Annotated in this window: 20 protein-coding genes and 1 pseudogene; 11 read left to right on the top strand and 10 right to left on the bottom strand. The window is 74.0% G+C overall.

Annotated elements, in window-relative coordinates:
* Window positions 1-63: 63 nt before the first annotated feature.
* Both AB4K12_RS10580 and AB4K12_RS10585 read left to right on the top strand, forming a co-directional pair.
* A complete protein-coding gene (locus AB4K12_RS10580) occupies window positions 64-453 on the top strand; it encodes a YciI family protein (protein WP_086566828.1) in 390 nt (129 codons plus the stop codon).
* Window positions 450-1,754, top strand: coding sequence for an RNA polymerase sigma factor (locus AB4K12_RS10585; RefSeq protein ID WP_368433954.1), 1,305 nt, complete (start codon window positions 450-452; stop codon window positions 1,752-1,754). Before AB4K12_RS10580 ends, AB4K12_RS10585 begins: the two co-directional genes overlap by 4 nt.
* Here the strand turns inward: AB4K12_RS10585 and AB4K12_RS10590 are convergent.
* The 3 genes from AB4K12_RS10590 to AB4K12_RS10600 form a co-directional block, all read right to left on the bottom strand.
* Complete coding sequence (locus tag AB4K12_RS10590; RefSeq protein ID WP_362249533.1) at window positions 1,693-2,931, bottom strand: cytochrome P450; 1,239 nt, start codon at window positions 2,929-2,931, stop codon at window positions 1,693-1,695. The genes AB4K12_RS10585 and AB4K12_RS10590 overlap by 62 nt on opposite strands.
* 70 nt (window positions 2,932-3,001) lie before the next feature.
* Window positions 3,002-3,844 carry an alpha/beta fold hydrolase gene (locus AB4K12_RS10595; protein WP_368433955.1) on the bottom strand — a complete coding sequence of 281 codons (843 nt, stop codon included), beginning with the start codon at window positions 3,842-3,844 and terminating at the stop codon, window positions 3,002-3,004.
* Window positions 3,845-3,971: 127 nt separating this feature from the next.
* On the bottom strand, window positions 3,972-5,081 hold the full coding sequence (locus tag AB4K12_RS10600; RefSeq protein ID WP_368434434.1) for an epoxide hydrolase family protein: 1,110 nt from the start codon (window positions 5,079-5,081) through the stop codon (window positions 3,972-3,974).
* A 218-nt stretch (window positions 5,082-5,299) separates the two neighbouring features.
* Here AB4K12_RS10600 and AB4K12_RS10605 point away from each other — a divergent pair, with 218 nt between their 5' ends.
* The 3 genes and pseudogenes from AB4K12_RS10605 (at window position 5,300) to AB4K12_RS10615 (ending at window position 8,149) form a co-directional block, all read left to right on the top strand.
* Complete coding sequence (locus AB4K12_RS10605) at window positions 5,300-6,688, top strand: FAD-dependent oxidoreductase (RefSeq protein WP_368433956.1); 1,389 nt, start codon at window positions 5,300-5,302, stop codon at window positions 6,686-6,688.
* Window positions 6,685-7,197 (top strand): annotated as a pseudogene (locus AB4K12_RS10610) (MFS transporter); the annotation flags it as partial. The gene AB4K12_RS10605 and the pseudogene AB4K12_RS10610, both read left to right, overlap by 4 nt.
* 55 nt (window positions 7,198-7,252) lie before the next feature.
* Complete coding sequence (locus AB4K12_RS10615; RefSeq protein ID WP_368433957.1) at window positions 7,253-8,149, top strand: MFS transporter; 897 nt, start codon at window positions 7,253-7,255, stop codon at window positions 8,147-8,149.
* Window positions 8,150-8,189: 40 nt separating this feature from the next.
* Here the strand turns inward: AB4K12_RS10615 and AB4K12_RS10620 are convergent, their stop codons facing one another.
* The 5 genes from AB4K12_RS10620 to AB4K12_RS10640 form a co-directional block, all read right to left on the bottom strand.
* Window positions 8,190-8,927 carry a class I SAM-dependent methyltransferase gene (locus tag AB4K12_RS10620; protein WP_368433958.1) on the bottom strand — a complete coding sequence of 246 codons (738 nt, stop codon included), beginning with the start codon at window positions 8,925-8,927 and terminating at the stop codon, window positions 8,190-8,192.
* A 47-nt stretch (window positions 8,928-8,974) separates the two neighbouring features.
* Window positions 8,975-10,558, bottom strand: a complete 1,584-nt coding sequence (locus tag AB4K12_RS10625) for a tryptophan halogenase family protein (RefSeq protein ID WP_368433959.1) — start codon at window positions 10,556-10,558, stop codon at window positions 8,975-8,977.
* A gap of 87 nt (window positions 10,559-10,645) precedes the next feature.
* Window positions 10,646-11,203: a carboxymuconolactone decarboxylase family protein gene (locus tag AB4K12_RS10630; protein WP_368433960.1), complete on the bottom strand. Its 558-nt coding sequence runs from the start codon at window positions 11,201-11,203 to the stop codon at window positions 10,646-10,648.
* Window positions 11,204-11,325: 122 nt separating this feature from the next.
* The gene (locus AB4K12_RS10635) at window positions 11,326-12,696 is read right to left on the bottom strand and encodes a cation:proton antiporter (protein WP_368433961.1); all 1,371 of its coding nucleotides are present in this window, start codon (window positions 12,694-12,696) and stop codon (window positions 11,326-11,328) included.
* A gap of 61 nt (window positions 12,697-12,757) precedes the next feature.
* Window positions 12,758-14,464, bottom strand: coding sequence for a (2,3-dihydroxybenzoyl)adenylate synthase (locus tag AB4K12_RS10640; protein ID WP_368433962.1), 1,707 nt, complete (start codon window positions 14,462-14,464; stop codon window positions 12,758-12,760).
* A 310-nt stretch (window positions 14,465-14,774) separates the two neighbouring features.
* Between AB4K12_RS10640 and AB4K12_RS10645 the strand changes: the two genes are divergently transcribed.
* Window positions 14,775-20,147, top strand: a complete 5,373-nt coding sequence (locus AB4K12_RS10645; protein ID WP_368433963.1) for a beta-ketoacyl synthase N-terminal-like domain-containing protein — start codon at window positions 14,775-14,777, stop codon at window positions 20,145-20,147.
* A 211-nt stretch (window positions 20,148-20,358) separates the two neighbouring features.
* Here the strand turns inward: AB4K12_RS10645 and AB4K12_RS10650 are convergent, their stop codons facing one another.
* On the bottom strand, window positions 20,359-21,363 hold the full coding sequence (locus tag AB4K12_RS10650) for a methyltransferase (protein ID WP_368433964.1): 1,005 nt from the start codon (window positions 21,361-21,363) through the stop codon (window positions 20,359-20,361).
* 227 nt (window positions 21,364-21,590) lie between these two features.
* Here AB4K12_RS10650 and AB4K12_RS10655 point away from each other — a divergent pair, with 227 nt between their 5' ends.
* The 4 genes from AB4K12_RS10655 (at window position 21,591) to AB4K12_RS10670 (ending at window position 24,241) form a co-directional block, all read left to right on the top strand.
* Window positions 21,591-21,998: a cell division protein SepF gene (locus AB4K12_RS10655; protein ID WP_086574021.1), complete on the top strand. Its 408-nt coding sequence runs from the start codon at window positions 21,591-21,593 to the stop codon at window positions 21,996-21,998.
* 25 nt (window positions 21,999-22,023) lie between these two features.
* Window positions 22,024-23,172 carry an AAA family ATPase gene (locus AB4K12_RS10660; protein ID WP_368433965.1) on the top strand — a complete coding sequence of 383 codons (1,149 nt, stop codon included), beginning with the start codon at window positions 22,024-22,026 and terminating at the stop codon, window positions 23,170-23,172.
* A gap of 116 nt (window positions 23,173-23,288) precedes the next feature.
* A complete protein-coding gene (locus AB4K12_RS10665; RefSeq protein WP_368434435.1) occupies window positions 23,289-23,663 on the top strand; it encodes a nucleotide pyrophosphohydrolase in 375 nt (124 codons plus the stop codon).
* A 119-nt stretch (window positions 23,664-23,782) separates the two neighbouring features.
* A complete protein-coding gene (locus AB4K12_RS10670; protein ID WP_368433966.1) occupies window positions 23,783-24,241 on the top strand; it encodes a DUF6099 family protein in 459 nt (152 codons plus the stop codon).
* Window positions 24,242-24,255: 14 nt separating this feature from the next.
* Here AB4K12_RS10670 and AB4K12_RS10675 read toward each other — a convergent pair whose 3' ends face one another.
* Window positions 24,256-24,462: a hypothetical protein gene (locus AB4K12_RS10675; protein ID WP_368433967.1), complete on the bottom strand. Its 207-nt coding sequence runs from the start codon at window positions 24,460-24,462 to the stop codon at window positions 24,256-24,258.
* 283 nt (window positions 24,463-24,745) lie between these two features.
* Between AB4K12_RS10675 and mmuM the strand changes: the two genes are divergently transcribed.
* Entirely contained in the window at window positions 24,746-25,663 is a 918-nt protein-coding gene (gene mmuM / locus AB4K12_RS10680) for a homocysteine S-methyltransferase (protein WP_368433968.1), read from the top strand.
* Window positions 25,664-25,667: the final 4 nt, after the last annotated feature.

Raw genomic sequence — 25,667 nt, forward strand, 5'->3', positions numbered from 1 at the left:
CCCGCCGCTCCGACCCCTTGGTGAGGCGCCGCCACCGGCACCCGCGATCCGAGGGAGAGTGACGTGAAGTACCTGATCCTGCTGCACAACAACCCCACCAGCTGGAAGCACCCGATGTTCCTCCATCAGGACAAGGAGCTGTCGGCCGAGGAGCGGGACGCGCGCATGGCCGAGTTCGGGATGCTGATGGAGGAGATCTCCAAGTCCGGCGAACTGGTCGACGCGCAGCCGCTGGCCGACCCGGTCCTGGGCCGGACCGTGCGGATGCGCGACGGGGCGCTGGCGGTCACGGACGGGCCCTTCGCCGACTCCAAGGAGCAGATGGCGGGCTACTTCGTCGTCGACTGCGACAGCATGGACCGCGCGGTCGAGATCGCCTCCCGGTTCCCCGACACCCGTGACGGCGTCGCCGAAGTCCGCCCGATCATGGACCAGTCCGGCTCGGAGATGTGACGGCCTCCCTCGCGATCGAGGACCTGCTGCGCGAGCTGGCGCAGCAGGTCCTCGGCCTGCTCGTGCGGCGGCACCGGGAGTTCGACGCCTGCGAGGACGCCGTCCAGGAGGCGCTGCTCGCCGCCTTCGTGCAGTGGCCCGAGAAGGGGATCCCGGACAACCCCAAGGGCTGGCTGGTCACCGTGGCCACCCGGCGGCTCACCGACGCCTGGCGCAGCGACTCGGCCCGCCAGAACCGGGAGAGCACGGTCTTCGCGCTGACGCCCGCAGACGAGCTGCGCGCGCCCGGCCCCGGCGAGGAGGCCGCGGCCCGGGGCGACGACACGCTGACCCTGCTGTCGCTGTGCTGCCACCCGGTGCTGTCGCCCGCGTCCCGGATGGCGCTCACCCTGCGCGCCGTCGGCGGGCTCACCACCTCGCAGGTGGCCCGGGCGTTCTTCGTGCCCGACGCCACGATGGCCCAGCGCATCAGCCGGGCCAAACAGCGGATCAGGGAGGCCGGCATCGACTTCCCGCTGCCGCCGGAGGAGGAACGCGAACGCCTCCCGGTCGTCATGCACGTGCTGTACCTGATCTTCAACGAGGGCTACACCGCCTCGTTCGGCGCCGACCCCGGCCCGGGCGACCTGACCCGCGAGGCCATCCGGCTCACCCGCGAGCTGCACGGCCGGCTGCCGGGCGACGCCGAGGTGGCGGGGCTGCTGGCCCTGATGCTGCTGACCGAGGCCCGCCGCCCCGCCCGTACCGGCCCCGGCGGCATCCTGGTGCCGCTCGCCGAGCAGGACCGCGGCCGGTGGCGGCAGGACCTGATCGACGAGGGCACCGCGCTCCTGGACCGGACGTTCGCCCGCGGCCCGGTCGGCCCGTACCAGCTGCAGGCCGCGATCGCGGCGCTGCACGACGAGGCGAAGTCCTCCGAGGACACCGACTGGAAGCAGATCCTGGCGCTCTACCACCTGCTCGAGACGGTCTGGCCCAGCCCCGTCGTCCAGCTCAACCGGGCCGTGGCGCTGGCCATGGTGCGCGGGCCGCACGCCGCGCTCGAGCTGCTGGAGACCCTGGGGGCCGACGCCCGGATGGCGCGCCACCACCGGCTGCACGCCGTCCGGGCCCACCTGCTGACGATGGCCGGCGACGCCGCCGGCGCGCGGGCCGCCTTCGAGACGGCGGCCCGGCGCACGACGAGCCTTTTGGAGCGGCGCTACCTCGAGGCCAGGATCGAGGAGCTGTCGCCCGGCCTCACGCGCCAGCCGGGGCCGGCTCGCCCAGACGCACCGGCAGCTCCTTGTGACCGTTCATGATGAAGGTGCCCTGCGGCTCCAGCTCCTCGGGCGCCACCGCCAGGGACAGGTCGGGGAAGCGCTCGAACAGGGCGGGCAGGGCGATCTTCAGCTCCAGGCGGGCCAGCGGCGCGCCGAGGCAGAAGTGCACCCCGTGACCGAACGAGAGGTGCGTCTTGTCCGCGCGCGTGGCGTCGAACTCCCCGGCGCTCGCTCCGTGCACCTCCGGGTCGCGGCCCACCGCCGCGAAGCCCATGAGCACCGGGTCGCCCCTGCGGACGACGACGTCCCCCAGCGTGACGTCCTCGGTCGCGAAGCGCAGCGGGAGCTGGGCGACGGGCGCCTGCACCCGTAGCGTCTCCTCGATCACGTCGTCCCAGGAGACCTTCCCCCGCACCAGCAGCTCGCGCTGGTCGGGCTGGGTGAGCAGGGCGAGCACGGCGTGGCTGAGGGCGTTCATCAGCGTCTCGGAGCCGGCGCCGAGCATGAGGTGGAGGGTGCCCACCATCTCCTCGTCGCTGAGATGGGTGCCGTCGGCCTCCCGGGCCGCGAGCAGCAGGCTGGTCAGGTCCTCGCCGGGCGTGCGCCGCTTGAGCTCGGCGAGCTCGTACAGCTCGCGGTGCCACTGCTCGACGTTGGCCTCGGCCTCGTCGCCGGTGATGGAGGTGCTGACGTTCACCCCGGCGCCGCGCAGGGCGGCGGCCCGGGCCGACTCCGGTACGCCGAACATGTCGCAGATGACCCGGGCGGGCAGCGGGGTGGCGAAGCGGCCCTTGAGGTCGACGACCTCGCCGGGCGGGGTGTCGGCCAGGCGGTCGAGCAGGTCGCGGACGATGTTCTCGATGAGCGGCCGGGTCGCCTCGACCTGCCGGGTGGTGAAGCCGCGCTGGATCAGCTTGCGCAGCCGCATGTGGTCGTCGCCGTCGTTGGTGGTCATGTTGTCCATCAGGAGCCAGCCGATCAGCGGCCAGTTCGAGGGGATCTCGCCCGCCGCGAACGCCGGCCACTTCTGCGGGTCCTTGACGAAGCGGGGGTCCGACAGCACCTGCTTGGCCATCTCGTAGCCGGTCACCGACCAGCCCTCGACGCCGCCGGGCAGCTCGACCCGGGCGACCGGTCCCCGCTCGCGGATGCGGGCGCCTTCCGCGTGGATGTCCCGGCCCGTGGTGTCCAGGACGACGGGGCAACGATTCTCCATCGGGTGTCTCCTCCAGGGGTCAGACGGAACCAAGGGTCAGACGGAACGAGGGGTCAGACGGAACCAGGGGTCAGACGGAGGTGAAGAACTCCGCCAGCAGGGGTGCGCCCAGCTTCTGGTTGAACAGGTGGCCCTCGCTCGGCATGCTCACGAACCGGCCGTGGGGAATTCCCGCGGCCAGGGCCCGGCACGGCGCGAGCATCCACTCGGGGCTGTCGTCGCCGCCGATGACGAGGGTGGGAACGGCGATCTTCGGCAGGAGGTCGAGGGGGACCTCGGTGCTGTCGTCGCTGATGACCGAGTCGTAGATGACGGTGGGTGCGACCGCCTCGAAGGACGGCCAGACCGGGTGCTCCCGGAACCGCTCGATCGACTCCGCACCGAAGCCGATGTCGACCTTGAGGAAGAGGGCCACCGCGTCCCCCCTGCGGTCGGCCGCGATCAGCCGGCGCAGCTCGTCGTGGTAGCCCTCGGGGACGCGGGGGCCGCCGTACGGGGGTTCGTACATCGCCAGGTTCGCCATGGGCAGCCCGGCGGCCGCGCCCCGGACCGCTATCATCCCGCCGGTGCAGTTGGCGAAGACCGAGGCCGATCCGCCCGCCGCCTCGAGCACCGCCGCCAGGTCCTCGACCTCCCGCTCGACCGACCACCGCTCCGGCTGCGCGTCCCCGCTCCCGCCCCGGCCGCGACGGTCGTAGTTGAAGACGGTGAACCGCTCGGAGAGCGCCTCGGCGAGCCGGGCGAACATGGCCTTCTCGTTGAGGCCGCCACCGAGGATGACCACGGACGGCCCGCTGCCGGACCGCTCGAACGCGATCGGGGTGCCGTCGGCCGACGGCACCCTCTCCAGCTCGATGCCGCGTAACCCGAAGCCGACGTTGTCGAGGTTGGCCGCAGTCTCTGGGTTCTCCATCGGGATTCTCCTCGCGGTCGCGGTCGTACGGGCCTGTGACGACCGCTCACCACGCTAGATCCCGGACCGGCCCGTGACTTCCTCCAGATTGCCGACTTGGGAGCCCCGGCCGCTCGCCTGTCGCCGGCTACCGGGCCCGGAGCGTGCGCAGGAACGCCCGCAGGTCGTCGGTGAACAGCCCGGGCTCCTCCAGGGCGGCGAAGTGCCCTCCCCGCGCGAGCTCGTTCCAGTGCGCGACGTCCGGGAACGCGGCCTCGGCGAGGCGCCGTTCGGGCCGCGCGATGTCGTGCGGGTACACCGCCACCCCCAGCGGCCCGGGGACCGGTGGCAGCGGTCGGGGAGGGGCGGCCGACGTGGGCAGGAACGCGGCGTTGTCGTAGTAGAAGTGGGCCGACGAGCCGGCGGTCCCGGTCAGCCAGTACAGCGTGACGCCGGCGAGCAGCGCGTCGCGGTCCACGGCCTCCTCGGGCGCCTTGTCCGCGCCGGTCCACTCCAGGAACTTCTCGGTGATCCAGGCGAGTTGGCCGACGGGCGAGTCGGTCAGGCCGTAGCCGAGGGTCTGCGGCCGGGTGGTCTGGACGGCCATGTAGCCCAGGCCCTCGGCCGCCTTCGGGTCCGGCTCCTCCGGGGGCGTCAGCAGGAAGTTCACATGCGTGCCCACGACGTGCTCGCTGTCGGTCGCGCCGAGGAGCAGGGAGACGAAGGCGCCGAGGTCGCCGCCCTGCGGGACGTAGCGGTCGTAGCCGAGCGAGGCCATCAGCGCGGCCCACACGCCCGCCACCCGCTCGACGGACCAGCCGTGTCGCGTCAGGGGGCCGGAGAAGCCGAAGCCGGGCAGCGAGGGGACGACCACGTGGAACGCGTCCGCGGGATCGCCGCCGTGGGAGCGGGGGTCGCTCAGCGGGCCGAGGACGTCCAGGAACTCGAGGAACGAACCGGGCCAGCCATGGGTGAGCAGCAGCGGCATCGCGCCGGGCTCGGGGGAGCGGACGTGCAGGAAGTGGATGTCGGCGCCGTCGACGGTGGCGACGAACTGCGGGAACGCGTTGACCCGCGCCTCCGTGGCACGCCAGTCGAACTCCTCGCGCCAGTAGTCGGCGAGCTCCTGGAGGTAGGGCCGCGGCACCCCGCGGCTCCAGCCGGTGTCGGGCACAGGGGCGGGCCAGCGCGTCGACGCCAGCCGCGCGCGGAGATCGTCCAGGGCTGCCTGCGGGGTCGCGACGCGGAACGGGCGTATCACCTGGTCCTCATTTCTGCTTCCGCCGTGAGGGGTCGAGCCCGGACGCTACAAGGCCGGCCGCCGGCCGCCTACGGTCCGGGACGGATCGAGCAGTCCCGGAGAAATCGGCCGCGGTCCGGTCCGTACGCCGCAACGTGGGAGAAGAGGAGTTCACGCCCGTCGCACTAGCGTTTCCCCCACCGCTTGCTCATTCGGATCACGGGGAGGCGTACCTCATGGCAGCCAAGATCGGTGACCACGCCGTCGTGCTCGGTGGCAGCATCGGCGGCCTGCTCGCCGCCCGCGTGCTCTCCGACGCCTACGACCGGGTCACCGTCATCGACCGCGACGACCTCACGGGCGCGGGCGCGGACGTGCGCCGCTCGGTGTCCTGGGCCGTCCACATCCACGCCCTGCTCGAGCGCGGCCGGCAGATCATCGAGGAGCTGTTCCCCGGCTTCGTCGACGACATGCTCGCCCTCGACGTGCCGGTGGGCGACTACGGAACCACCTGCCACTACTACTTCAACGGCCGGATGCTCGCGGAGACCGAGACCGGGATGGCGTGCGTGGCGGCCAACCGCCCCGTGCTCGAACACTTCCTCCGCACCCGCGTCGCGGCCCTGCCCGGCGTCGTCCTGCGCGAGGGCACCGACATCACCGGCCTGCGCGCCTCGGCCGGCAACGGCCGCATCACCGGGGTCACCGTCCGCCCGCACGGCGACGGCGACGCCGCGGGCGCGGCCGAGACCCTCGAGGCCGACCTGGTCGTCGACGCCACGGGACGGGCGTCGCGCACGCCGCGCTGGCTGGAGGAGCTCGGCTACGCCCCGCCGCCCGAGGAGAAGGTCCACATGGACCTGACGTACACGACCATGGACTTCGTCGGCCCGCTGCCCGACGACCCGCTCGGCGAGGACATCGCGCTGGTCCCGACCGCGACCCCCGCGTTCCCGCGCGGGGCGATCTTCGCGCGGCTGGCCGACCGGTACGCCCTCACACTCACCGGCATCAACGGCGACCGCGCGCCCACCGACCGCGAGGGCTTCCTCGCCTACGCCGCGACGCTGCCCATACCCCAGGTCCACGCGGCCGTCCGCGACGCCGAACAGCGCGCCCCCGCGGGCAGTTTCCGCTTCCCCGCCAGCGTCCGGCGCCGCTACGAGCGCCTGCGGCGCTTCCCGGCGGGATACCTGGTCATCGGGGACGCGGCCTGCGTCTTCAACCCCGTCTACGCCCAGGGGATGACGGTGGCCGCCCTCGGGGCGACCGTGCTGGCCCGGCACCTCCGGACGCCCGGCGGGCCCCGCGCGGACGCCTACTTCCGCGACCTCGCCCGCGTCACCGACGCGCCCTGGAGCATGTCGGCCGCCGCCGACCTCGGCTACCCCCAGGTGCGCGGCCGACGGACGATGGCGACCCGGATGGCCAACGTCTTCATGCCCCGCGTCCAGGCCGCCGCCGCCAACGACCCCGTGGTGGCACGGAAGTTCATCCGGACGATCTCGCTGATCGACTCGCCGCAGGGGCTGATGAAGCCGTCCGTGATCGGGCGGGTGCTGTTCGGACCAGGCGCACGGTCCCGCTCCGGGGTCCCCGCGAACACCCCGGCGGCCTTCAGGTGACCCGACCCCGGCCGACCGGCACGACAGGGGCCGGCGGAACCGGGAGCACCGACGAACCCGGGTCCGCCGGCCCGCCCGCCGCGCGCTTCCGGTGGGGCGCGCTGGTCCTTCTGTGCTTCGCCAACTTCGCGGTCCTCCTCGACTCGCAGAGCGTCATCCTGGCGCTGCCCCGGCTGACCGCCGACCTCGGCATGTCCGCCGGCGACGCGCAATGGGTGCTCAGCGCCAAGCTGCTGACCTTCGGCGGCCTGCTCCTGCTGGGCGGCCGGACCGCCGACCGCCTCGGGCGCCGCCGGGTCTTCATGACCGGCACGGCGCTGTTCCTCGTCAGCTCGACGGCCTGCGGCCTGGCCCCGAACGGCGCGGTGCTCATCGGCGCCCGGGCGCTGGGCGGGGTGGCGGCCGCCCTGATGGTGCCCACCGCCCTGTCGATCCTGGTGAACACCTTCCCCGAGGGCAGGAGCCGCAACACCGCGCTCGCCGGCTGGGCGGGCATCGGCGGCATCGGCGCCACGGCCGGCCTGCTCGTGGGCGGCCTGCTCACCCAGGCGCTCGGCTGGACCTGTGTTCTTCATCAACGTGCCCGTCAGCCTGCTCGTGCTCGCGCTCGCCCCCGCCCTGCTGACGGAGAGCCGTGCCGCCGAGCGGCAGGGCTCGTACGACGTCGCCGGAGCCGTGACCGGCACCGCCGCGCTCTTCGCGGTCGTCCTCGCCGTCATCCGGGCGTCCGCCACCGGCTGGACGAGCCCGCGGACCCTCGGCCTGTTCGCCGTCGCCGCCCTGCTCGCCGCGGTGTTCGCGGCCGTCGAACGGCGGTCGGCCTCACCGCTGCTGCCACCGGCCATGCTGCGCCGCCGCGCTCTGGCCGGCGGCGACCTCGTCACGCTGACGATGGGCATGGCGGCCTTCGGGCTGTCGGTGGCGAGCTCCCAGTACGGGCAGGTCGTGCTCGGCTACGGGCCGCTCGAGTTCGGCCTGCTGCAGTCCGTCATGCCGACCCTGGCCTTCGTGGGCGCCTACGCCGGCCAGAGCGTGGTGACCCGGGCGGGCGTACGGCCGGTGGTCGTGGCCTGCCTGCTCCTGCTGGGCGCGGGCTCCCTGCTGCTGTCCCGGGTGCCGGCGGACGGGAGCTACGTGCCCGACATCCTGTGGGGGCTGGTCGTGTTCGGCCCCGGCCTGGGCGCCGGCACGGCCGCGGCGTCGGTGGCCGCGCTGGCGCGCGTCCCCGAGCACGCCAGCGGCGTGGCCTCCGGGCTCAACGTCGCCTCGCTGCAGATCGGCGGGGCGCTGGGCGTCGCGGTGATCACCTCGACGGCCACCACCTTCACCGCCGCGCCGGGCGGCCCGGACGGGCTGACGGCAGGCCTGCGGGCCGCCTTCCTCGCGTGCGCCGCCTGCGCCGCGCTCGGTCTGGTGCCGGCGCTCGCCCTGCTGCGCCGCTCCCCACCGGACACCCCCTAGGGCGCCGGGCAGCGGCCGGGGGCGGGGCGGGCTTGAGCGCTCACTCCCGGACGCCGCGGACGATCAGCCGCCTGGCGCGGGGGTCGTAGCCGCGGCCGTCGAAGTCGCCGAAGCACTCGACGCCGGTGAAGCCGACCCGCTCGAACATCGCCCGCAGCTCGGCCGCGCTGTAGACGTACGAGGTCAGCGACGCGGAGTGGGACCGGCCGTCGCGGATGAGCGTCCAGTCGGTCCGCAGCCGGGTGAAGTCGTCGAGGACGGTGTCGCGCAGCAGGACGGTCGCCCCGGGCAGGTCGACGACCTGGGGTCGCCCCACGCGCCGGGCCAGCACCTCCTTGCCGAGGACGTCGACGAGCAGCCGTCCGCCCGGGGCGAGGCTCGCGTGCGCGTTGCGCAGGACCTGGAGGTTCTTCTCCGGGTCGGCGAAGTACCCGAACGACGTGTACATGTTGATCACCACGTCGAAGGCGGCGGGCCGCGCGAACTCGGCCATGTCGGCCTCGACGAGCCCGGCGGACGTCCCGGCGGCGGCGCAGGCCTCCTTGGCCCGCTCCAGCATGGCGGCGCTGAGGTCGACGCCAGTCACTTGGTACCCCTGCCGGGCGAGCGGCACCAGGTACAGGCCGGGCCCGCAGCACAGGTCCAGCACCCGGGAGCCGGCCGGGAACGCCAGCAGCGGCGAGAAGGCCACGTTCTCCGCCGCCTCGGCCGCCCGCCGCGGGGAGAACATGAACTCGGCGAATCCCGACCACAGGCCGTCGTTCTCGTACCAGTGCATGGATGTCCCGTCCTCTCGATGGCCTTCGCGTCCCGCCCGGGTGCCGCTCACGCGCGCGTGCCGTGGGCGCCGTGCACGGCCTTGAGGTATTCGAGGTGGTCGGGCAGGGCGGCCGCGTAGATGTCGCGCTCCTTGTCGATGTGCTCGAACATCTCCCACGCGGCGTCGTCGTTCATCAGCTCCACCGACGGCGGGGCCTTGGTGAAGTCGAACTCCATGCCGGACAGGATCGCCCACAGGCTGCGCGTCTCGAACAGCCGCAGCTGGCTGCCGTCGGGGATGATCACGCTCTGCGCGTACTCGGTGAGTTTCCGCGCCAGGCTGTCGGGAACCGGCGCCTCGCGGACCGCCCGCCAGAACTCGGTGTCGTCGCGGTCGGTGAGGCAGTAGTGCATGACGATGAAGTCGCGCAGGTCCTCGAACGCGCTCGTCATCAGCTCGTTGTAACGGGTGACCCGGCGCTCGTCCAGGTCGCTGTCCGGGAAGTGCAGGACGAGCAGCGCCAGCTGGTACTCGATCAACGCGATGGTCGTCGACTCGAGCGGCTCGACGAAGCAGCTGGACAGGCCCACCGCGACGCAGTTGTTCACCCAGGAACGGCGGTTGTGACCCACCCGCATCCGGATGTGGTTGGCGGGCACGTCGTGGGCCCGGGGGCCCAGGAAGTCGCGCAGCTCCCGCTCGGCCTTCTCCGGGGTCGTGGTGCGGCTCGAATAGACGTAGCCGGTGCCCTCGCGGTGGTAGAGCGGGATCTCCCAGATCCAGCCGTCGCCCCGGGCGTTGGCCGTCGTGTAGGGCCGTAGCCCGTCGCGGTGGTGGTCGGCCGGCAGGGCGATCGCCGAGTCGCACAGCAGCGTGTCCCGCTCGCTGACGAACGGCTCGTGCAGGGCCTCGTTGATCAGCAGCCCGCGGAATCCGGAGCAGTCGAGGAAGAGGTCGGCGTGGAGTTCGGCGCCGGTGTCCGTCACGACCTTCTCGATGTGCCCCCGGGGGTCGAGCGCGACGGCCTTCACGTCGGCCACCACGTGGCGCACTCCCCGGCCCGTCGCGAGGTCCCTCAGGTACTCGGCGACGAGGGCCGCGTCGAAGTGGTAGGCGTAGCGGTAGCCGGGGTCGGGCGCGTCGGTGCCGGGCAGGGGCTTGGGGGCCTTGTTGAGCTCGCACAGCCGCTGCAGGGCCATGCCGGCGTCGCCGAACGTGGCGCGGACGCGCGGATCCCCCGCCAGCCGCTGCTTCAGCCAGAAATGGGCCAGGGAGACGCCCCGGCCGAAGCGCTTGTGAAAGGGCTGCTCGTAACTCGGCACCGGTGGTTCGGGAACGGTGAAGAAGGGATGGAAATAGGTGTGCCGGCTGCCGTCCGGACGCGGTTTCCGCCAGTCGTTGAACCGGACCGCCGACTTGAACGCCGCATTGCACCGCGGCATCCAGTCCTCTTCCTTCATGCCGAGAAAGGCGAATGTCGTCCGCAGGGTGGGGACCGTGGCCTCGCCCACCCCGATCCGGCCGATGCGGGCCGATTCGACGAGCGTTATCCCGACTTTCCCGCCGAACGCGCGGTTCAGATAGGCGGCGGACAGCCAGCCCGCTGTTCCGCCGCCGACGATCACGATCTTCTGGATGGGGCGTGCCACGGACGGATCTCCTTTACGAGCGACGGTCGGCCGGCGGGGACGCGGCCGGGCGGCCGCGTCCCCTCCCTCTCGGCGTTGCGGTGCCTCTCACCGGCCCCCGGGGGCCCCGGCGAGACCGGGGTAGCCCACCTGGACCAGCTGCTGGGCGGCCCCCGCGTACCACTCCGGGGCGTCCGGAGCCTCGGTGCCCAGACCGTCGACGTAGCGGGTGAACAGGGAGAACACCGCCGCGATCAGCACGGTGTCGTGGATCTCGGTCTCGGTGGCGCCGACGGACCTTGCGGCCGCGATCTGCTCCGCCGTCACCGCCTTCCCGCTGTCCCGGGTGGTCAGCGCGATCCGGAGCAGGGCCCGCATCTTGTCCGACAGCGGGGCGTTGTGCGGGTCCTTCTGGGTCCGCTCCACCAGATCGGAGCCGCCCTCGAGCTGGGCCGCGGCGAACGCGCCGTGCGCCTGGGAGCAGAAGGAGCAGTCATTGCTCCGCGACACCACCGCGCCGATCAGTTCCCGCTCCCCGCGGCTGAGGGAATTCGGGCCGCGCAGCAGTACCTCCACCAGTTCGCCGAGCGGTTTCGCGGTCTCCGGGCGGAAGTCGAACAGGCCGATGATGCCGGGCTTTTCGGGGTCCACTGCGATGTGTGGCATTGCGAGCGCCCTCCACGGATTGACGTCGGTCAGGGCCGATAATCCGTGCGCGGATCCGCGGAATCCATACTCCAGGTTGCTCATGCCGGGGGCCGGGGCGGGGCGCAGAAGGAGGGGAGGAATCAGGTGGAGTCGCCGGACCGGTGGCCGGCGGGCCGGTCCGCGCCGTCGGCCGACTGCCACGACTGGTGGTCGAGCAGGCGCAGGTGCTCCTCCTCGGTGCGGGCCACGCGGCCCATCGTCAGCCGGAGCAGCGGCGGGGCCATCAGCGAGGTGAAGACGGCGACCAGGACGACCATCGTGTACTCGGCGGTGCCCAGCACCCCCAGGCGCAGGCCGGCCATCGCGATGATCACCTCGACGACCCCCCGGGAGTTCATCCCCGCGCCCAGGGCCAGCCCCTCCCAGCGGCTCAGCCCGCTCAGCCGCGCGCCCAGGTAGGCCCCCGCGAACTTGCCCAGCACCGCGACCGCGAGCAGGACGAACGCCGCGAGCGCCGTCGTGGGGTGGGCGAGCGCCGTGAGGTCCATCCGCAGCCCCGCCGTGGCCAGGAACAGCGGGGCGAGCACCGACAGGACGACCGTGCGCAGCGGGGCGAGCTTGGGCTGGGCGGCCGGGGCCCCGGTGATGAGGATGCCGACCGCGAAGGCGCCCAGGACCGGTTCCATGCCCAGCAGATGGGTGAGCGTGCCGCCGGCGAGCACCAGCACCACGGCGGTGGCCACGGCGGTGCCCGGCTCGGGGTTCCGAGCGGCGCGCTCCATCACCCGGCGCACCAGCACCCGGCCGGCGGTGGCGGCGAACAGCGCGAAGCCGGCCAGGAGCGCCACCGACAGCCCCACGCCCCGGCCGGTGATGCCGGTGGTCGCCGCGGCCGAGACCACCGACAGCAGCAGCCAGCCCACCGCGTCGTCGATCATCCCGGCGCCCAGCGTGAGCTGCCCGATGGTGCGGTGCAGCAGGCGCATGTCGGAGAGCGTCTTGGCGATCACCGGGATGGCCGTGACGCACATCGCCACGCCCAGGAACAGGGCGAACACCCCCCGGTCCGGTCCCGCCATCGAGGCGGGCAGCAGCAGACCCAGGCCCACCCCCAGGCCCAGCGGGATCAGCAGCCCGAACAGGCTCACCAGCACCGCCGTCCTGGCCCGCGTGCGCAGCATCCGCAGGTCCAGGTGGGTGCCGGTGACGCCGACCAGCAGCAGCACCGCGACCTGGCCGAAGGCGTCGAGGAGGTGCATCTGCTCGGCCGGGCCGGGTAACACGGTGGCGGACAGGCCCGGCGCCAGGTGCCCGAGCAGGCTGGGGCCCAGCAGCACACCCGTGGCCAGCTCGCCGGCGATGGCCGGCAGGCCCACCCGCTGCGCGAGGGAGCCCAGCAACCGGGCCAGGGCCAGGAGCAGCAGCAGGGATCCGAGGAAGATCAGCACCGCGTGCGAGGACAACGGGGCCACCGGCGCCGAGAGGTCCTTCCAGTGCGCCGAGCCGCCCATGTCGTCGCCCCTTTCGGTGAGTTCGACCGATGATGCGCCGCGGCAACCGGCCGTCACATCTCTACGGTTGCTCACCACCCGTCGGACTGTCCATGGGGCCTGCCCCGGCCCGCCGCACGGCCTCGGCCCGTAGCGCCTTCTTGTCGATCTTGCCGATCGGCGTCATGGGCAGGGACGGGATCGTCAGCAGCCGCTCGGGCAGCTTGAACGCGGCCACGCCGGCCGCCAGCATCACCGCCCGTACGTCCGCCAGTGCCACCTTCCGCGTGCCGTCGGGCACGACGAACAGGCAGACGCGCTCGCCGAGTTCGGGGTCCGGCATCGCCACCGCGGCCGCGTGCGCGACGCCGTCGGCCCGTAGCGCGAAGTCCTCCACCTCCTCGGCGTTGATCTTCTCGCCGCCCCGGTTGACGACGTCCTTCTCCCGGCCGGTCACGACGAGATTGCCGCCGGGCCCCTCGCGCACGATGTCGCCCGTGCGGTACCAGCCGTCCTCGGTGAACGAACGCGCGTCGGTCGCGGGGGAGTCGTAGTAGCTCCGGGCGGTGTACGGGCCCCGGGCGAGCAGCACGCCGGGCTCGCCCGGCGCCACCGGCTCGCCGTCCGCGCCGACGACGCGGATCTCGTCGTCGGGGGAGATGGGCCGGCCCTGGGTGTGGTGGACGACTTCGTCCGGGTCGTCGAGTCGCGTCAGGCACAACAGGCCCTCCGCCATCCCGAACACCTGCTGCAGCGTGCAGCCCAGCACCGGTGCGACCCGCCGCGCCGCCTCCGGCGTCAGCCGCGCCGCGCCGGCCTGCAGCAGCCGCAGCGAGGAGAGATCGGCGTCGTGGTTCTCCTCGCGGTGCTCCAGCCAGCGCATGACGACCGCCGGGACGACGGACGTCGCGGTGACGCGCTCCCGCTCGATCGCCGCGAACGCCGCCTCCGGCGCCGGGGAGTCCGCTATCACCACCCGGCCCCCGGCCAGCAGCGCGCCCAGCACGCCGGGACCGGCGTTGGTGAAGCCGTGGCCGAGCGGCAGCACGGCGAGGTAGACGGTGTCCGGGCCGAACCGGCAGAGCTCGGCCGCGCGCGTGATCATGTAGGCGAAGTCGTCGTGGGTCCGGGCGACGAGCTTGGGGAGCCCGGTCGTCCCCCCGGAGAGCAGGAACGTCGCGACCCCGGCGGCGTCCGGCGCGGCCTTGTCGAGCAGGGCCGCCGTCGCCTCGGGGTCCTCCGCCGGCGCGCACAGCTCCCGCAGCGCGAGGCCGCCCGGCGCGACGTCGTCGCCCGCCACGAAGACGTGCTCCGCGCCCGGTACCGCCGCGACGATCTCGTGGGCCATCGCCTGGTGGTCGAACCCCTTGAGCGTGCCGGGCACCACCAGCGCCTTCGCCCGCGCGTGCGCCACCACACCGGACAGCTCGTGGTGGCGGTGCTGCGGCAGCGCCCACACCGGCACAGCGCCCAGCCGGAAGCAGGCCACCGTGACGACCACGTGCTCCCAGCGGTTGGGCAGCTGCACCACGATCCGGTCGCCGGCGCCGATCCCCAGCGCGCTCATCCGCGCCGCCGCCCCGTCCGCGCGCGCCATCAGCTCGCGGTGGCTCAGACGGACCGGGCCGTCCACGAGGCAGACCGCCTCCGGGGTCCGGCGCGCGGCCTCGGCGAGACGGGACCCCAGCGAACGCCCCTCCCAGTAGCCCTTGGCCGCATAGCGGGCCGCCGCGCCGGCCGGCCACGGGACGACGTCCGGAGGGGAGGAAGTGACCGCTTGCTCGGGCATGTCTGCTCCTTCGGGCATGTCTGCTGCGTGCGTGCGCGCCTTTCTCCCCGCAGCCTAGGGACGCCGTCCGGCCCCGGTCGTCTCGGTGATTGCTGAATCGGGGCGCCCTCCTGAAGCCGCACGTCAGAAGTTGTCAGACGGTCCTCGCCGGGCAGAACCTGTCGCTCAGTGGGGCGGCCCGCCCTCGCGTGAGCCCTTCCTGACGTACAGGCGAAGGGCCGGACGCCGCCGCAGAAACGGCTGCCGGAGAAGGCGATCACCGGCCCCCTTTGCGTCGTGTCCGCTCGGTGAACCGAACAGGAGCGAGGACTTGACGGAGAAAGCAGCACCCGAGGAAGCAATCGCCATCATCGGCATGAGTTGCAGGTTCGCCCCGGACCTCGACTCGCCGGAGAGGTTCTGGGAGTTCCTCGCGAGCGGCCGCAGCACGGTCGGCGACATGCCGGACAAACGCTGGAAGCCCTACGCCTCGAGCAGCCCGCAGGCCACCGCCGTGATGCGGACGACCATTCGGCGCGGCTCCTTCCTCGACGACATCGAAGGCTTCGACGCGGAATTCTTCGGGATCTCCCCCCGGGAGGCCGACTTCCTCGACCCGCAACAGCGGTTCATGCTCGAACTCTCCTGGGAGGCGCTGGCCGACGCGGGCATTCCCCCGCTCTCCCTGCGCGGCACCGACGCGGGCGTGTACGTCGCCGCGAATTCCAACGACTACGGCCGGCGACTCCTCGAGGACATCCCCCTCACCGGTGCGTACGCGGTCAATGGCACCACCTTCTACGGAATCGCCAACCGCGTCTCCTACTTCCTCGACCTGCGCGGCCCCAGCATGGCCGTCGACACCGCCTGCGCCGGCGCGCTGACCGCCCTGCACATCGCGGCCGGCGCCCTGCTGACCGGGGAGACGCCCCTGGCGATCGTCGGCGGCGTCAACATCATGTCCACTCCCGCGCTCAACGTCGCCCTCCACGGCGCCGGGGCGATGTCCCCCGACGGCCGGAGCAAGGCCTTCGACAAGAACGCCGACGGCTACGGCCGGGGCGAGGGCGCCGGGGTGGTCGTCCTCAAGCGCCTCTCCGACGCCCGCCGCGACGGCGACCCCGTCCAGGCGGTCGTCCGCGGCAGCGGCCTGTTCCAGGACGGGCGCTCCGAGGGCATGATGGCGCCGAACGGCGACGCGCAGGAGCACATGCTGCGGCAGGCCTACGAGCGGGCGGGCGTCGACCCCGCCGGCGTCGACTACGTCGAGGCGCACGGCACGGGCACGCCGGCGGGCGACGGCGAGGAGGTCACCGCGCTCGCCAGGGTCTTCGGCGCCGGTCGGCCGCCGCACCGCCCCTGCCTGATCGGATCGGTGAAGCCCAACATCGGCCACATCGAGGGCGGTTCCGGGATCGCCGGCGTCATCAAGACCGTGCTCGCGCTGCGGCACGAACAGCTGCCGCCCAGCCTGCACGACGAGCCCCACCCCGACGTCGACTGGGCCTCCTCCGGGCTGCGCCTCGTCGGCGAGCCGCGGCCCTGGACCGCGGCCGCCGGCCGGACCCGGCGGGCCGGCGTCTCCAGCTACGGCGTCGGCGGCACGATCGCCCACGTCATCCTGGAGGAGGGCCCGACCGGCGAGGAGGGCCCCGCCGGCCGTACACCCGAGGACACCGGCGCGCGGGCCCGTACCCCCGCGGTGTTCCCCCTGTCCGCCGCGTCGGAGGCCGGGCTGCGCGCCCTGGCGGACTCCGTCGCCGACTGGCTGGACGCCCACCCCGGCGTCGCGTCGGCCTCGGTCGGTCACACCCTCGCCCTGCGCCGCTCGCACCTGGCGCAGCGGGCGGCTCTCGTCGCGGACTCCGCCGGGGGCCTGGCCGAGCGGCTGCGCGACCTCGCCGCGGGCCGCACCGGCCCCGGCGTCGCCTCGGCGCGGACCGCCCCCGGCCACGAGGGCGAGGTCGTATGGGTGTTCTCCGGGCACGGCGCCCAGTGGTCCGGCATGGGACGCGGACTGCTGGCGAGCGAACCGGCGTTCGCGGCGCGGATCGACGCGCTGGCGGACGTCTTCCGCGACGAGCTCGGCTGGACGCCCCGCGAGGCGCTCGAGGCCGGCGGCCCCTGGACGGCGGCCCACGTCCAGGCGCTCACCTTCGCCGTCCAGCTCGGCCTCGCCGAGGTGTGGCGCAGCCACGGCCTCGAGCCGGGCGCGGTCATCGGGCACTCCGTCGGCGAGATCGCCGCCGCCGTGACCGCCGGCGCGCTCGACCGGCAGGAGGCCGCCCGGTTCGCCTGCCGCCGGGCGGCCGCGCTGCAACGCCTGGAAGGGCGGGGCGCCATGGCCATGGCGGGCCTGCCGTTCGAGGAAGCCCGGCGGCGGCTCGCCGGACGGCCCGGCGTGGAGGCCGCGATAGCGGCGGACCCCGGTGCGACGGTCGTCTCCGGCGACCGGGCGGCGATCGCCCGGATCGCCGAGGAATGGCGGGAGGCGGGAATCTGGATCCGGGACGTCGACTCGGACGTGGCGTTCCACAGCGCGCACGTCGAGGAGGTGGCCGACGAGGTCGGCGCGGCCGCCCGCCGCCTCACCCCCCGCCCGCCCACGGTGCCCCTCTACGGCACCGCACTGGACGACCCCCGGTCGAAGGCCGCCCGCGACGGCGACTACTGGGTGGCGAACCTGCGCCGGCCCGTCCGCTTCGCCCAGGCGGTCCAGGCCGCCGCCGAGGACGGCCACCGGCTCTTCCTCGAGATCTCCTCGCACCCCGTCGTGGCCCACTCGGTCGGCGAGACGCTGCTGCACCTCGGCGTCGAGGACGCGGCCGTCACCGGCAGCCTGCGGCGGAACGCCGACGAGACGGCCACACTGCTGGACGGCCTGGCCCGCCTGCACTGCCACGGCGCGGCGATCGACTGGACCCGGGACCACGGCGCCGGCGCACCGCTGCCCCTGCCCGCGACCGTGTGGCAGCACCGCCCGTACTGGATCTTCCCCGAGGACACCGGCGGCGCCGGCCTGGGCAGCGGCCACGACCCGGACAGCCACACGCTGCTCGGCGGCCGGATGACGGTCAGCGGCGCGCCGTCCCGGCAGGTCTGGCAGACGCGGCTGGACCTCTCCAGCCGCCCCTATCCGCAGAGCCACGGGCTCGTCGGCGTGGAGGTCACCCCGGCCGCCGCCATCATCAACACCTTCGCCGAGGCCGCACGGGAGGACGGGCCGCCGGCGCTGACCGACATCGTGCTGCGCACGCCCCTCGCCGTCGAACCGCCCCGCGTCGTGCAGGTCGTACGCGAGGGCCGGTCGCTGTCGCTGGCGACCCGCATCGCCGACGACACCGAGGACGACGGCGACGAGTGGATCACCCACACCACGGCCACCCTCGACCCGGGCGCCCCCGCGCCCTCCGGCCTCCTCGACGCCGCGCGGCTCCGCGCGCGCCTGACGGAGGGTTCGCTGACCAGGGCCGACGAGATGTTCGAGCGGATGGGCGTCGAGGGCTACGCCTTCCCCTGGGACCTGGAGGAGCTGCGGCACGACGAGGACGAGCAGCTCGCCGTCCTCACGATCGAGCCGGCCCCCGCCCGCCGGGCGAGCAGCTGGGCGCACGTCATCGACGGCGCGCTGACCATCAGCGCCATGGTGGTGGCACCCGGCGACGCCTCCGTCCTGTGGATGTCGCGCTCGATCGAGAAGGTGACATGGCGCGGGGAGCCGCCCGCCCGCATCGTCGTGCACAGCACCCGCTCGCCCCGCTCGCCGCACGACACGGTCGACGTACGCGTCGCCGACGAGAGCGGTGACATCGTCTGCGAGGTCCTCGGCCTGCGCTTCGCGGCCGTCGAGCACCTCGGCACGGCGGTACTGCCCCGGGACCTGGTGCACGAGGTCGTGTGGCGGCCGCTGGACCTCGGCGAGGGCGCGGGGCCGGGCGCCGCCGCCATGGAGCAGGTGCTCCTCGTCGGCGAGGCGGACGTGACCGATCCGCTGGCGGAGCAGCTCGAGGCCGCCGGGGTGCGGTGCGTACGGATGGGCGAGGGGCCGGAAGCGGACCTGCGGCCGGAACTGTTCGCCCGGCCCGGCGCGCTCCTCGTCGCGCCCTCGCTCTCCCGCGAGGGCGAACCGCTCGATCAGGCCACCGAACGCGTCACCTGGACGCTGATCCGCGTCGTGCAGCGCCTCGCCGAGATCCAGGCGAACACCCCCGGACGCCTCGCCCCGCAGCGCGTGTGGTGCCTGACCACCGGCGTCCGCGAGGCACGCGACGAGCGGTCGGTCGCCCACGGCCCGCTGTGGGGCGTCTCCCGGATCATCGCCGGCGACCACCCCGAGCTGTGGGGCGGCGCCGTCGATCTCCCCGGGCTCCCGGCGCTCGACGCCGGCACCGGCGCGCGGCTGCTCACCGTGCTGCGCGGGGCCGCCGGCCAGGAGGACGTCATCGCGCTGGACCCGGACGGCCCCCTGGCCGCCCGGCTGAGCCGGATCGAGCGCAGCGCCGACGGAACCCCCCTGCGCTGCTCGCCGTCGGGCACCGTACTGATCACCGGCGGGCTGGGGGCACTCGGACTGGAGACCGCCCGGTGGCTGGTCGACCGGGGCGCGCGCAGAATCCTGCTCGCCGGCCGGCGCGGGCTGCCCGATCGCGGGGAATGGGAGTCCGTCACCGACCCGGAGACCCGGCGCCGGATCGACGGCGTCCTCGCGCTGGAGGCGCTGGGCGTGACGGTGAGGGTGCTCGCCCTCGACATCACCGACGCCCGCCAGGTGGCGGCCGCGCTGGACCCGGGCACGCTCGGGCTGCCGCCGGTGTGCGGGGTCGTGCACGCCGCCGGCGTGGTCAACAACGCCCTGGTCGACAAGGTCGAGTTGGACGGGCTGCGCGAGGTGCTCGCCCCCAAGGCCGGCGGCGCGCTGGTGCTGCACCGCCTCTTCCCGCCCGGCCGGCTCGACTTCTTCGTCATGTTCTCCTCGTGCGGCCAGTTCGCCCGGCTCTCCGGCCAGGCCGGCTACGCGGCGGCGAACTCCTTCCTCGATACGCTGGCCGCGCACCGCAACGCCGGCGGCCACACCGAGACGATCAGCCTCGGCTGGACGGCATGGCGCGGACTGGGCCTGTCGGCGGACATCGCCACCACCATGTTCGAGGCCAACTCGCGGGGACTCGAGGCCGTGTCGGGGGCCGAGGCGCTGCGGGCGTGGGCGTTCGGCGACCGCTTCCGGGCGGACTACCAGGCCGTCCTGCGCGTCGTCCCGACCCCCTCGCACACCCCGCGGCTGCCGATGTTCCGGGAGCTGGCCGTCTCGGAGGAGACCGCGGCCGCCGGCACGAGCGGCCTCCTCGCGGCCGACATCGCGGAACTGCCCGAGGAGGAGGCCCGCGAACGCGTCACCGCCGACGTCCGCGAGCAGGTGGCCGCCGAGCTCAACCTCGACGCGCCGGCGGTCGAGCTCAAGCGCCCGCTCGTCGAACTCGGCGTCGACTCCGTCATGACCGTCGCGCTGCGCGTACGCCTGCAGCGCCGGTACGCGCTCGACCTGCCGCCGACGATCCTGTGGGCCAAGCCGACCGTGGCCGCCCTGGCCGCCCACGTCTACGACAGTCTCCGCCCGCCGTCGGAGGAGGCGCCGGAGGAGGCGCCCGGCGTGGTGGCCGAGGCGGCGCCCGAGGATCCGGGGGTGCCGGCCACGGCCGGGCGGTGAGCGGCGACCGCCGGACCGGTGCGCGCCCGCCACCGGCGGTGCGCGTCCGGTCCGGCGGGACGTCCGGCCGGACCGTGGCGGTGCGGCATCGCGTCCGGCACCGGCACCGTGTCCGGCACCGGCACCGGCACCGTGTCCGGCACCGGCACCGTGTCCGGCACCGGCATCGCGTCCAGCAGCGCGTCCGGCCGGCGGGCGCCCCGGCCGGTGGTCAGGCCGGGGTCATCTCGATGAGCGAGACGTAGCCGGCCGGGCGCACCGCGCGGACCGCCAGGCCCGCCCGCGCGGCGAGCGCGCGCATCTCGGCGAGTCCGCGCTCCCTGCCGCCGTTGTAGGCGAGCATGCGCAGGTCCATCGCCGTGCTCGGTGACTCGCCGTCGCCGCCGACCGCCTCGACGACCAGGACGACCCCCTTCTCCCCGGCCGCCTCCGCGCACCGGCGCAGGATCGCGGCGGCCGGCTCGTCGGCCCAGTCGTGGAGGACGGCGGACAGCACATAGCCGCCCGCCCCGGGCGGCAGCGGGTCGAAGAAGCTGCCCGCGACGGCCCGTGCGCGCCCGGCCAGTCCGCGCTCGTCGAACATCCGGCGCGCGGCGGCCGCCGGACCCGGCAGGTCGACGACGGTGCCGTGCAACCCCGGGTGTGCCGTCAGCAGCGCGCCGAGGAGCGCGCCGCTGCCACCGCCCACGTCGACGACGTGCCCGAGGGCCGCCCAGTCGTAGGAGTCCGCGATCCCGGCGTCGTCCAGCTCGATGTGGTGGCCCATCAGCGCGTCGAAGGACGCCGAGAGCGCGGGGTCGGCGCCGAGGTCCTCCCAGAAGGACGTGCCGTAGCGCACCGGGTAGGCCGCCTCGCCGGTCAGCACGGTATGGGCCAGCTCGACGAAGCTGAGGTCGCCCCTGCCCACCGCCCCGCCGAGGTCCAGCCACCTGCGCTTGCCCGCCGGGTGGTCGTCGCGCAGCTGCCGTCCGTACTCCGTCACGGCGTACGCGCCCGCGTCGTCCCTGGTGAACAGGCCGACGGTGACCAGGTGCCGCAGCAGGCGGTCCAGTGCGTCCGCGTGCGCTCCGGTGGCCTCGGCGATCTCCGCGGCGCTACTCCGCCCAGCGGCCATGTGGTCGGCGACCCGCAGGGTGGCCGCCACCCGTATCGCCATCGGTGTCGCCAGGTCGGCCAGCGTCGTCAGTCCGACGCGCGGGGCCCGGTCCTCCGTCATCCGCGCTCTCCCTTCGTCCGTGTGTGGCGAGCGTAGGGGGAACGGGGGGCGCCGGAGTTGTTCGTACATGCTGAAGAGGCCGAAGGGCGGGCCGGGCCCGGACGGACGGCTCCCACGGCCGTCGGCGGCTGGGCCGGACGGGGCGTGTCACTCGGCCTAACGGGGGGTGTTTGTCCCTAGAATCGTGGGATGTACATAGCCAGCACGTTCCCCGGAAGGGTGATCCGGTGAACAGGTCCGAAGCCACCGACGAGCAGTGGGAGGGGCTGGCCGAGGTCGTCCCGCTGCGCGGTCACCAGACATGGCCGTCCTGGCCCGATCACCGGGCCCTGCCCGAGGAGGAGCCCAAGGAGAGCCGGCGGCGGATGGTCGTGCTGCGCGTGCAGGTCTTCGCGGACGCGCGCGAGGTCGCCGAGCATCTGATGGCGCGGATTCCGGTGCTGCTGGATCTCACCAGCGCCGACATCGACGTCGCCAAGCGCATCCTGGACTTCTCCAGCGGCGTCGTCTTCGGCCTGGGCAGCGGCATGCACCGGGTCGACACCAATGTCTTCCTGCTCGCGCCCGAAGGGACGGAGGTGGCCGCCGGGTACCCCGATCGTAGGAAGAATGATCAGCTGAAACGGTTTGGCTGAGCGGCGGGCCCCTACGGTCCGGGGCATGGACGCCGCCCCCCGCCCTCAGCGCCCCGCCGTGACCGAACTGCGGCTCTCCGCCTTCAAGTCGCACCGCAACGCCGTCTTCCCGCTCGGCCCCATGACCCTCTTCCGGGGCGCGAGCGGGAGCGGCAAGTCCAGCGCCCTGCACGCCTACGCGGCGCTCGCCCGGCTCGCCGGCGGCGACAGCCTGGAGGAGGCCCTGGCCCCCGTGCCCGGCGGCGCCAGGGCCTGCGTCCCGCACACCGCCAGGCCCGACGCCCAGGGGCGGCGCGGGTTCCGGATCGGCTGCACCGTGGACGGGCCGGCCGGTCCGGTCCGGCTGGACGTCGCCGTGCAGGCCGAGCCGGAGCTGCGCGTCGTCGGCGAACGGCTGACCGGCGCGGGGCGCACCCTGCTCTCCACGGCGCTGCGCGACCCGGGCCTGCCCCGGGTCGAGGCGGCCTGGCACACCGCCGGCTCCGTCCCGGTCACACGCGCCCCGCTGCCCGACGACCGGCTGGGCACCGCGCTGCTGCCGCTGCGGGTCGCGGGCAAGACGGCCGGGCAGCGCATGGTCCTCGACGCCGCCGAACAACTCGTGGTGGCCCTGCGCTCCGTCTTCCCCTGCGACCCGCGCCCGGAGCTGATGCGTGCCCCGGTCGCCGCGCGGGACGGCCGGCTGCGCGCCGCGTGTGACAACGTTGCCGCGGTCCTGGGGCGCACCCGCGACGAGTGCGGCACCCGGCACGCGCTGCTGGTCGCGGCGGCGCGGGCGGGATGTCGCGGCCCGGTCGAGGGCCTCGCGGCGCAGGCCCTGGAGGGCGGGCTGGTACGGGCCGTGCTGGCCGGGAGCGCGGGGGCGGTGACCCCGCTGGAACGGCTGGGGGACGGGGAGCTGCGCTATCTGGCGCTGTGTCTGGTGCTGCTGACGGGGCCCGGGGTGCTCGCGGTGGATCCGGCGGCCGAGGTGCTGCCCGCCCGGCAGGTGCTGACGGTCCTGGCGGACGGCCTCGACCGGTGCCTCGACGCACGGCAGGCACGGGAACTGCTGGGGCTGGCGGCGCGGATGTGCGAGCGGGGCCACATCAGGCTGGTGGGGACGGTGCGGGGTGAGGTGGGAGAGGCGGCGGAAGAGGCCAAGGGGGCGTCGATGGTAGACCTTGAGGGGTGAGCGATGAACCCCTGGACGTACCGAACACCCCGCCCTTCGAACCCCTCCCGGCACCGGCATCGGCCCCGGCGCCGGCCCCCGGACCCGCCCCGGCTCTCGGGGATCTCCAGCGCCGGCTGGCGGCGTTCGCTGCGGCGCGCGACTGGCAGCCGTTCCATACGCCCAAGAACCTGGCCAGCGCGCTCAGCGTGGAGGCGTCCGAACTGGTCGAGATCTTCCAGTGGATGACGCCCGAGCAGTCGGCCCGGGTGATGAAGGAACCGGAGACGGCGGGGCGCGTCGAGGACGAGGTCGCGGACGTGCTGGCGTACCTGCTGCAGTTCTGTGACGTCCTGGGGATCGACGTTCTGACGGCGCTGTCGGCGAAGATCGACCGAAATGAGCTGAGATTTCCGGTGCCGGGGGAGCGGGGCGGCCGGCCCGGGGGCCGGGACGGCGGACAGGGTGACGCGCGGGGCGGTGAAGGAAAAGATCGTCACTCTCCGGAGTGATTGAGTTGTCCACACCGCATCTGGTATCCACAGATTTCTGAATTCCCCTGGCTTTTCCGGCGGTTAGTCATCACTCTGGGTAGTGAGAGTGGGCGGAGCGGGAAACATGGGGGACGGTCATGGACGCAGCGCGGCTCATCGAAGCCACGAGGCAGGCCCTGGCGCGGGCCAGGGGGGTGGCGGACATCGTCGCCGAGGCATGCCAGGCGCAGGCTCTCGCGGAGGCCGTCGGCAGTCGGCTCGCGGTGCAGGGGCCGTACGAGATCCGCGCGACGGCCCGGGGCCTGAGCGAGGCCGGCGGAAACGCCTCCGGCGCGCTGCGCCAGGCCGCGCTGTACGCCGGAGGCCTACGGGCGGCGCAGCTCACCGAACTGCGCGACCCATGGCGGGTGTTGACCGACCTCGGCGAGCTCCTCGGCGAGGTCGGCATAGCCCTGGTGGGCGTGGCCTGCGTCTGCGACGAGGACGCCGTGTACTGGATGTGCATGGAAGCGATCGACGCCGCCGACGAGACGAGCGACCGGGTCGGCGGTCTCCTCAGACGGCTGGCCCTGCGTGAGCGGGGAGGTGCGGCATGAGGGTTCTTCGGGGGTCAGTCCGTGCCGTCGCCGCCCTCGGCCGGGGGCCGCTCGGCGGGCTGCTGGCCCGACGACTGAAGGTCGGCGTCGAGCTGTGTCAGATCGGCGTTGAGCGCCGCCATCAGCTCCTCCATCTGCTGCAGCAGGCCCTTGGGTGCGCCCTGCTGCTGGGAAGCGGCCTGGCCGGGCACTGCCTCTTCGGGCGCGGCTTCCTGAGTCATGGTGGCCTCCTCGGCCCTCGCCCTCCCGGTGCGGGCGGGCGGCTATGCGATCGTCGCCTCCGGCCTCGAACACCGGTGCGCGGGCCGGGCGGTCCGGCTCCGCCCGAGCCAACGATCACCGGGGGCGCCGGACACTGGCATCTACTCCGTCGTCCCGGCCGGGCGGGGGAATTTCACCCGGCCGGAGTGAGTCGGCGGGCCCGGTCAGCAGCGGGTTGACGTGTGTTCGAGCGTGCAGGATGGAGGTGGTCAGCAGGCCGGAGACCGAAAGAGGAGCATCGCGATGTCCGCCCCCACCGTTCCGCTTGTCACCGCGCTCGCGCGCGGCCCGCTCGTCCTGGACGGCGGGCTGTCCAACCAACTCGCGGCGCAGGGTTGCGACCTGTCCGACGAGCTGTGGTCGGCCCGCCTGCTCGCCGACGCCCCCGAGCAGATCGAAGCGGCCCACGCGGCCTACGTCCGGGCCGGCGCCCAGGTGCTCATCACCGGCAGCTACCAAGCCACGTTCGAGGGTTTCGCCCGCCGGGGCCTGGGCCGGGAGGAGACCGCCGCCCTGCTGCGTCGCAGCGTGGAGCTGGCGCGGGGCGCGGCGGCGCTGGGGGAGCGCGAGGTGTGGGTCGCGGCATCCGTCGGGCCGTACGGCGCGATGCTCGCGGACGGCAGCGAGTACCGCGGCCGCTACGGCCTGAGCGTGGCGGAGCTGGAGCGCTTCCACCGCCCCCGCGTCGAGGCGCTGGTCGCGGCGCGCCCCGACGTGCTCGCCCTGGAGACCGTGCCCGACGTCGACGAGGCCCGCGCGCTGCTCGCGGCGGTGCGTGGCTGTGGGGTGCCGGTGTGGCTGTCCTACAGCGTCGCGGGCGACCGCACGAGGGCGGGCCAGCCGCTGGCCGAGGCCTTCGCCCTGGCCGCCGACGACGACCAGGTCATCGCCATGGGGGTGAACTGCTGCGAACCGGCCGACGCGGACCACGCCGTGCGCCTGGCGGCGCGCTTCGGCGGCAAGCCGGTGGTGGTCTACCCCAACAGCGGAGAGACCTGGCACGCCCCCACCCGCACCTGGCAGGGCCCGCCCGCCTTCGCCCCGTCCCGGGCCGCCTCCTGGCGGACCGACGGCGCCCGCCTCGTCGGCGGCTGCTGCCGCGTCGGCCCGGACCTCATCGCGAAGCTGGCGGGGGTGGTGGAAAAACAACAGCGACCGTGACGTA

This window comes from Streptomyces sp. C36, from assembly GCF_040932295.1.
Classification (GTDB): domain Bacteria; phylum Actinomycetota; class Actinomycetes; order Streptomycetales; family Streptomycetaceae; genus Streptomyces; species Streptomyces triculaminicus.

Coding starts and splice junctions, on each gene's coding strand:
- AB4K12_RS10590 (WP_362249533.1), bottom strand. CDS start 2,931: ATGGAGAATCGTTGCCCCGTCGTCCTGGACACCACGGGCCGGGACATC.
- AB4K12_RS10595 (WP_368433955.1), bottom strand. CDS start 3,844: ATGGAGAACCCAGAGACTGCGGCCAACCTCGACAACGTCGGCTTCGGG.
- AB4K12_RS10605 (WP_368433956.1), top strand. CDS start 5,300: ATGGCAGCCAAGATCGGTGACCACGCCGTCGTGCTCGGTGGCAGCATC.
- AB4K12_RS10620 (WP_368433958.1), bottom strand. CDS start 8,927: ATGCACTGGTACGAGAACGACGGCCTGTGGTCGGGATTCGCCGAGTTC.
- AB4K12_RS10630 (WP_368433960.1), bottom strand. CDS start 11,203: ATGCCACACATCGCAGTGGACCCCGAAAAGCCCGGCATCATCGGCCTG.
- AB4K12_RS10635 (WP_368433961.1), bottom strand. CDS start 12,696: ATGGGCGGCTCGGCGCACTGGAAGGACCTCTCGGCGCCGGTGGCCCCG.
- AB4K12_RS10640 (WP_368433962.1), bottom strand. CDS start 14,464: ATGCCCGAGCAAGCGGTCACTTCCTCCCCTCCGGACGTCGTCCCGTGG.
- AB4K12_RS10650 (WP_368433964.1), bottom strand. CDS start 21,363: ATGACGGAGGACCGGGCCCCGCGCGTCGGACTGACGACGCTGGCCGAC.
- AB4K12_RS10660 (WP_368433965.1), top strand. CDS start 22,024: ATGGACGCCGCCCCCCGCCCTCAGCGCCCCGCCGTGACCGAACTGCGG.
- AB4K12_RS10670 (WP_368433966.1), top strand. CDS start 23,783: ATGGACGCAGCGCGGCTCATCGAAGCCACGAGGCAGGCCCTGGCGCGG.
- AB4K12_RS10675 (WP_368433967.1), bottom strand. CDS start 24,462: ATGACTCAGGAAGCCGCGCCCGAAGAGGCAGTGCCCGGCCAGGCCGCT.
- mmuM (WP_368433968.1), top strand. CDS start 24,746: ATGTCCGCCCCCACCGTTCCGCTTGTCACCGCGCTCGCGCGCGGCCCG.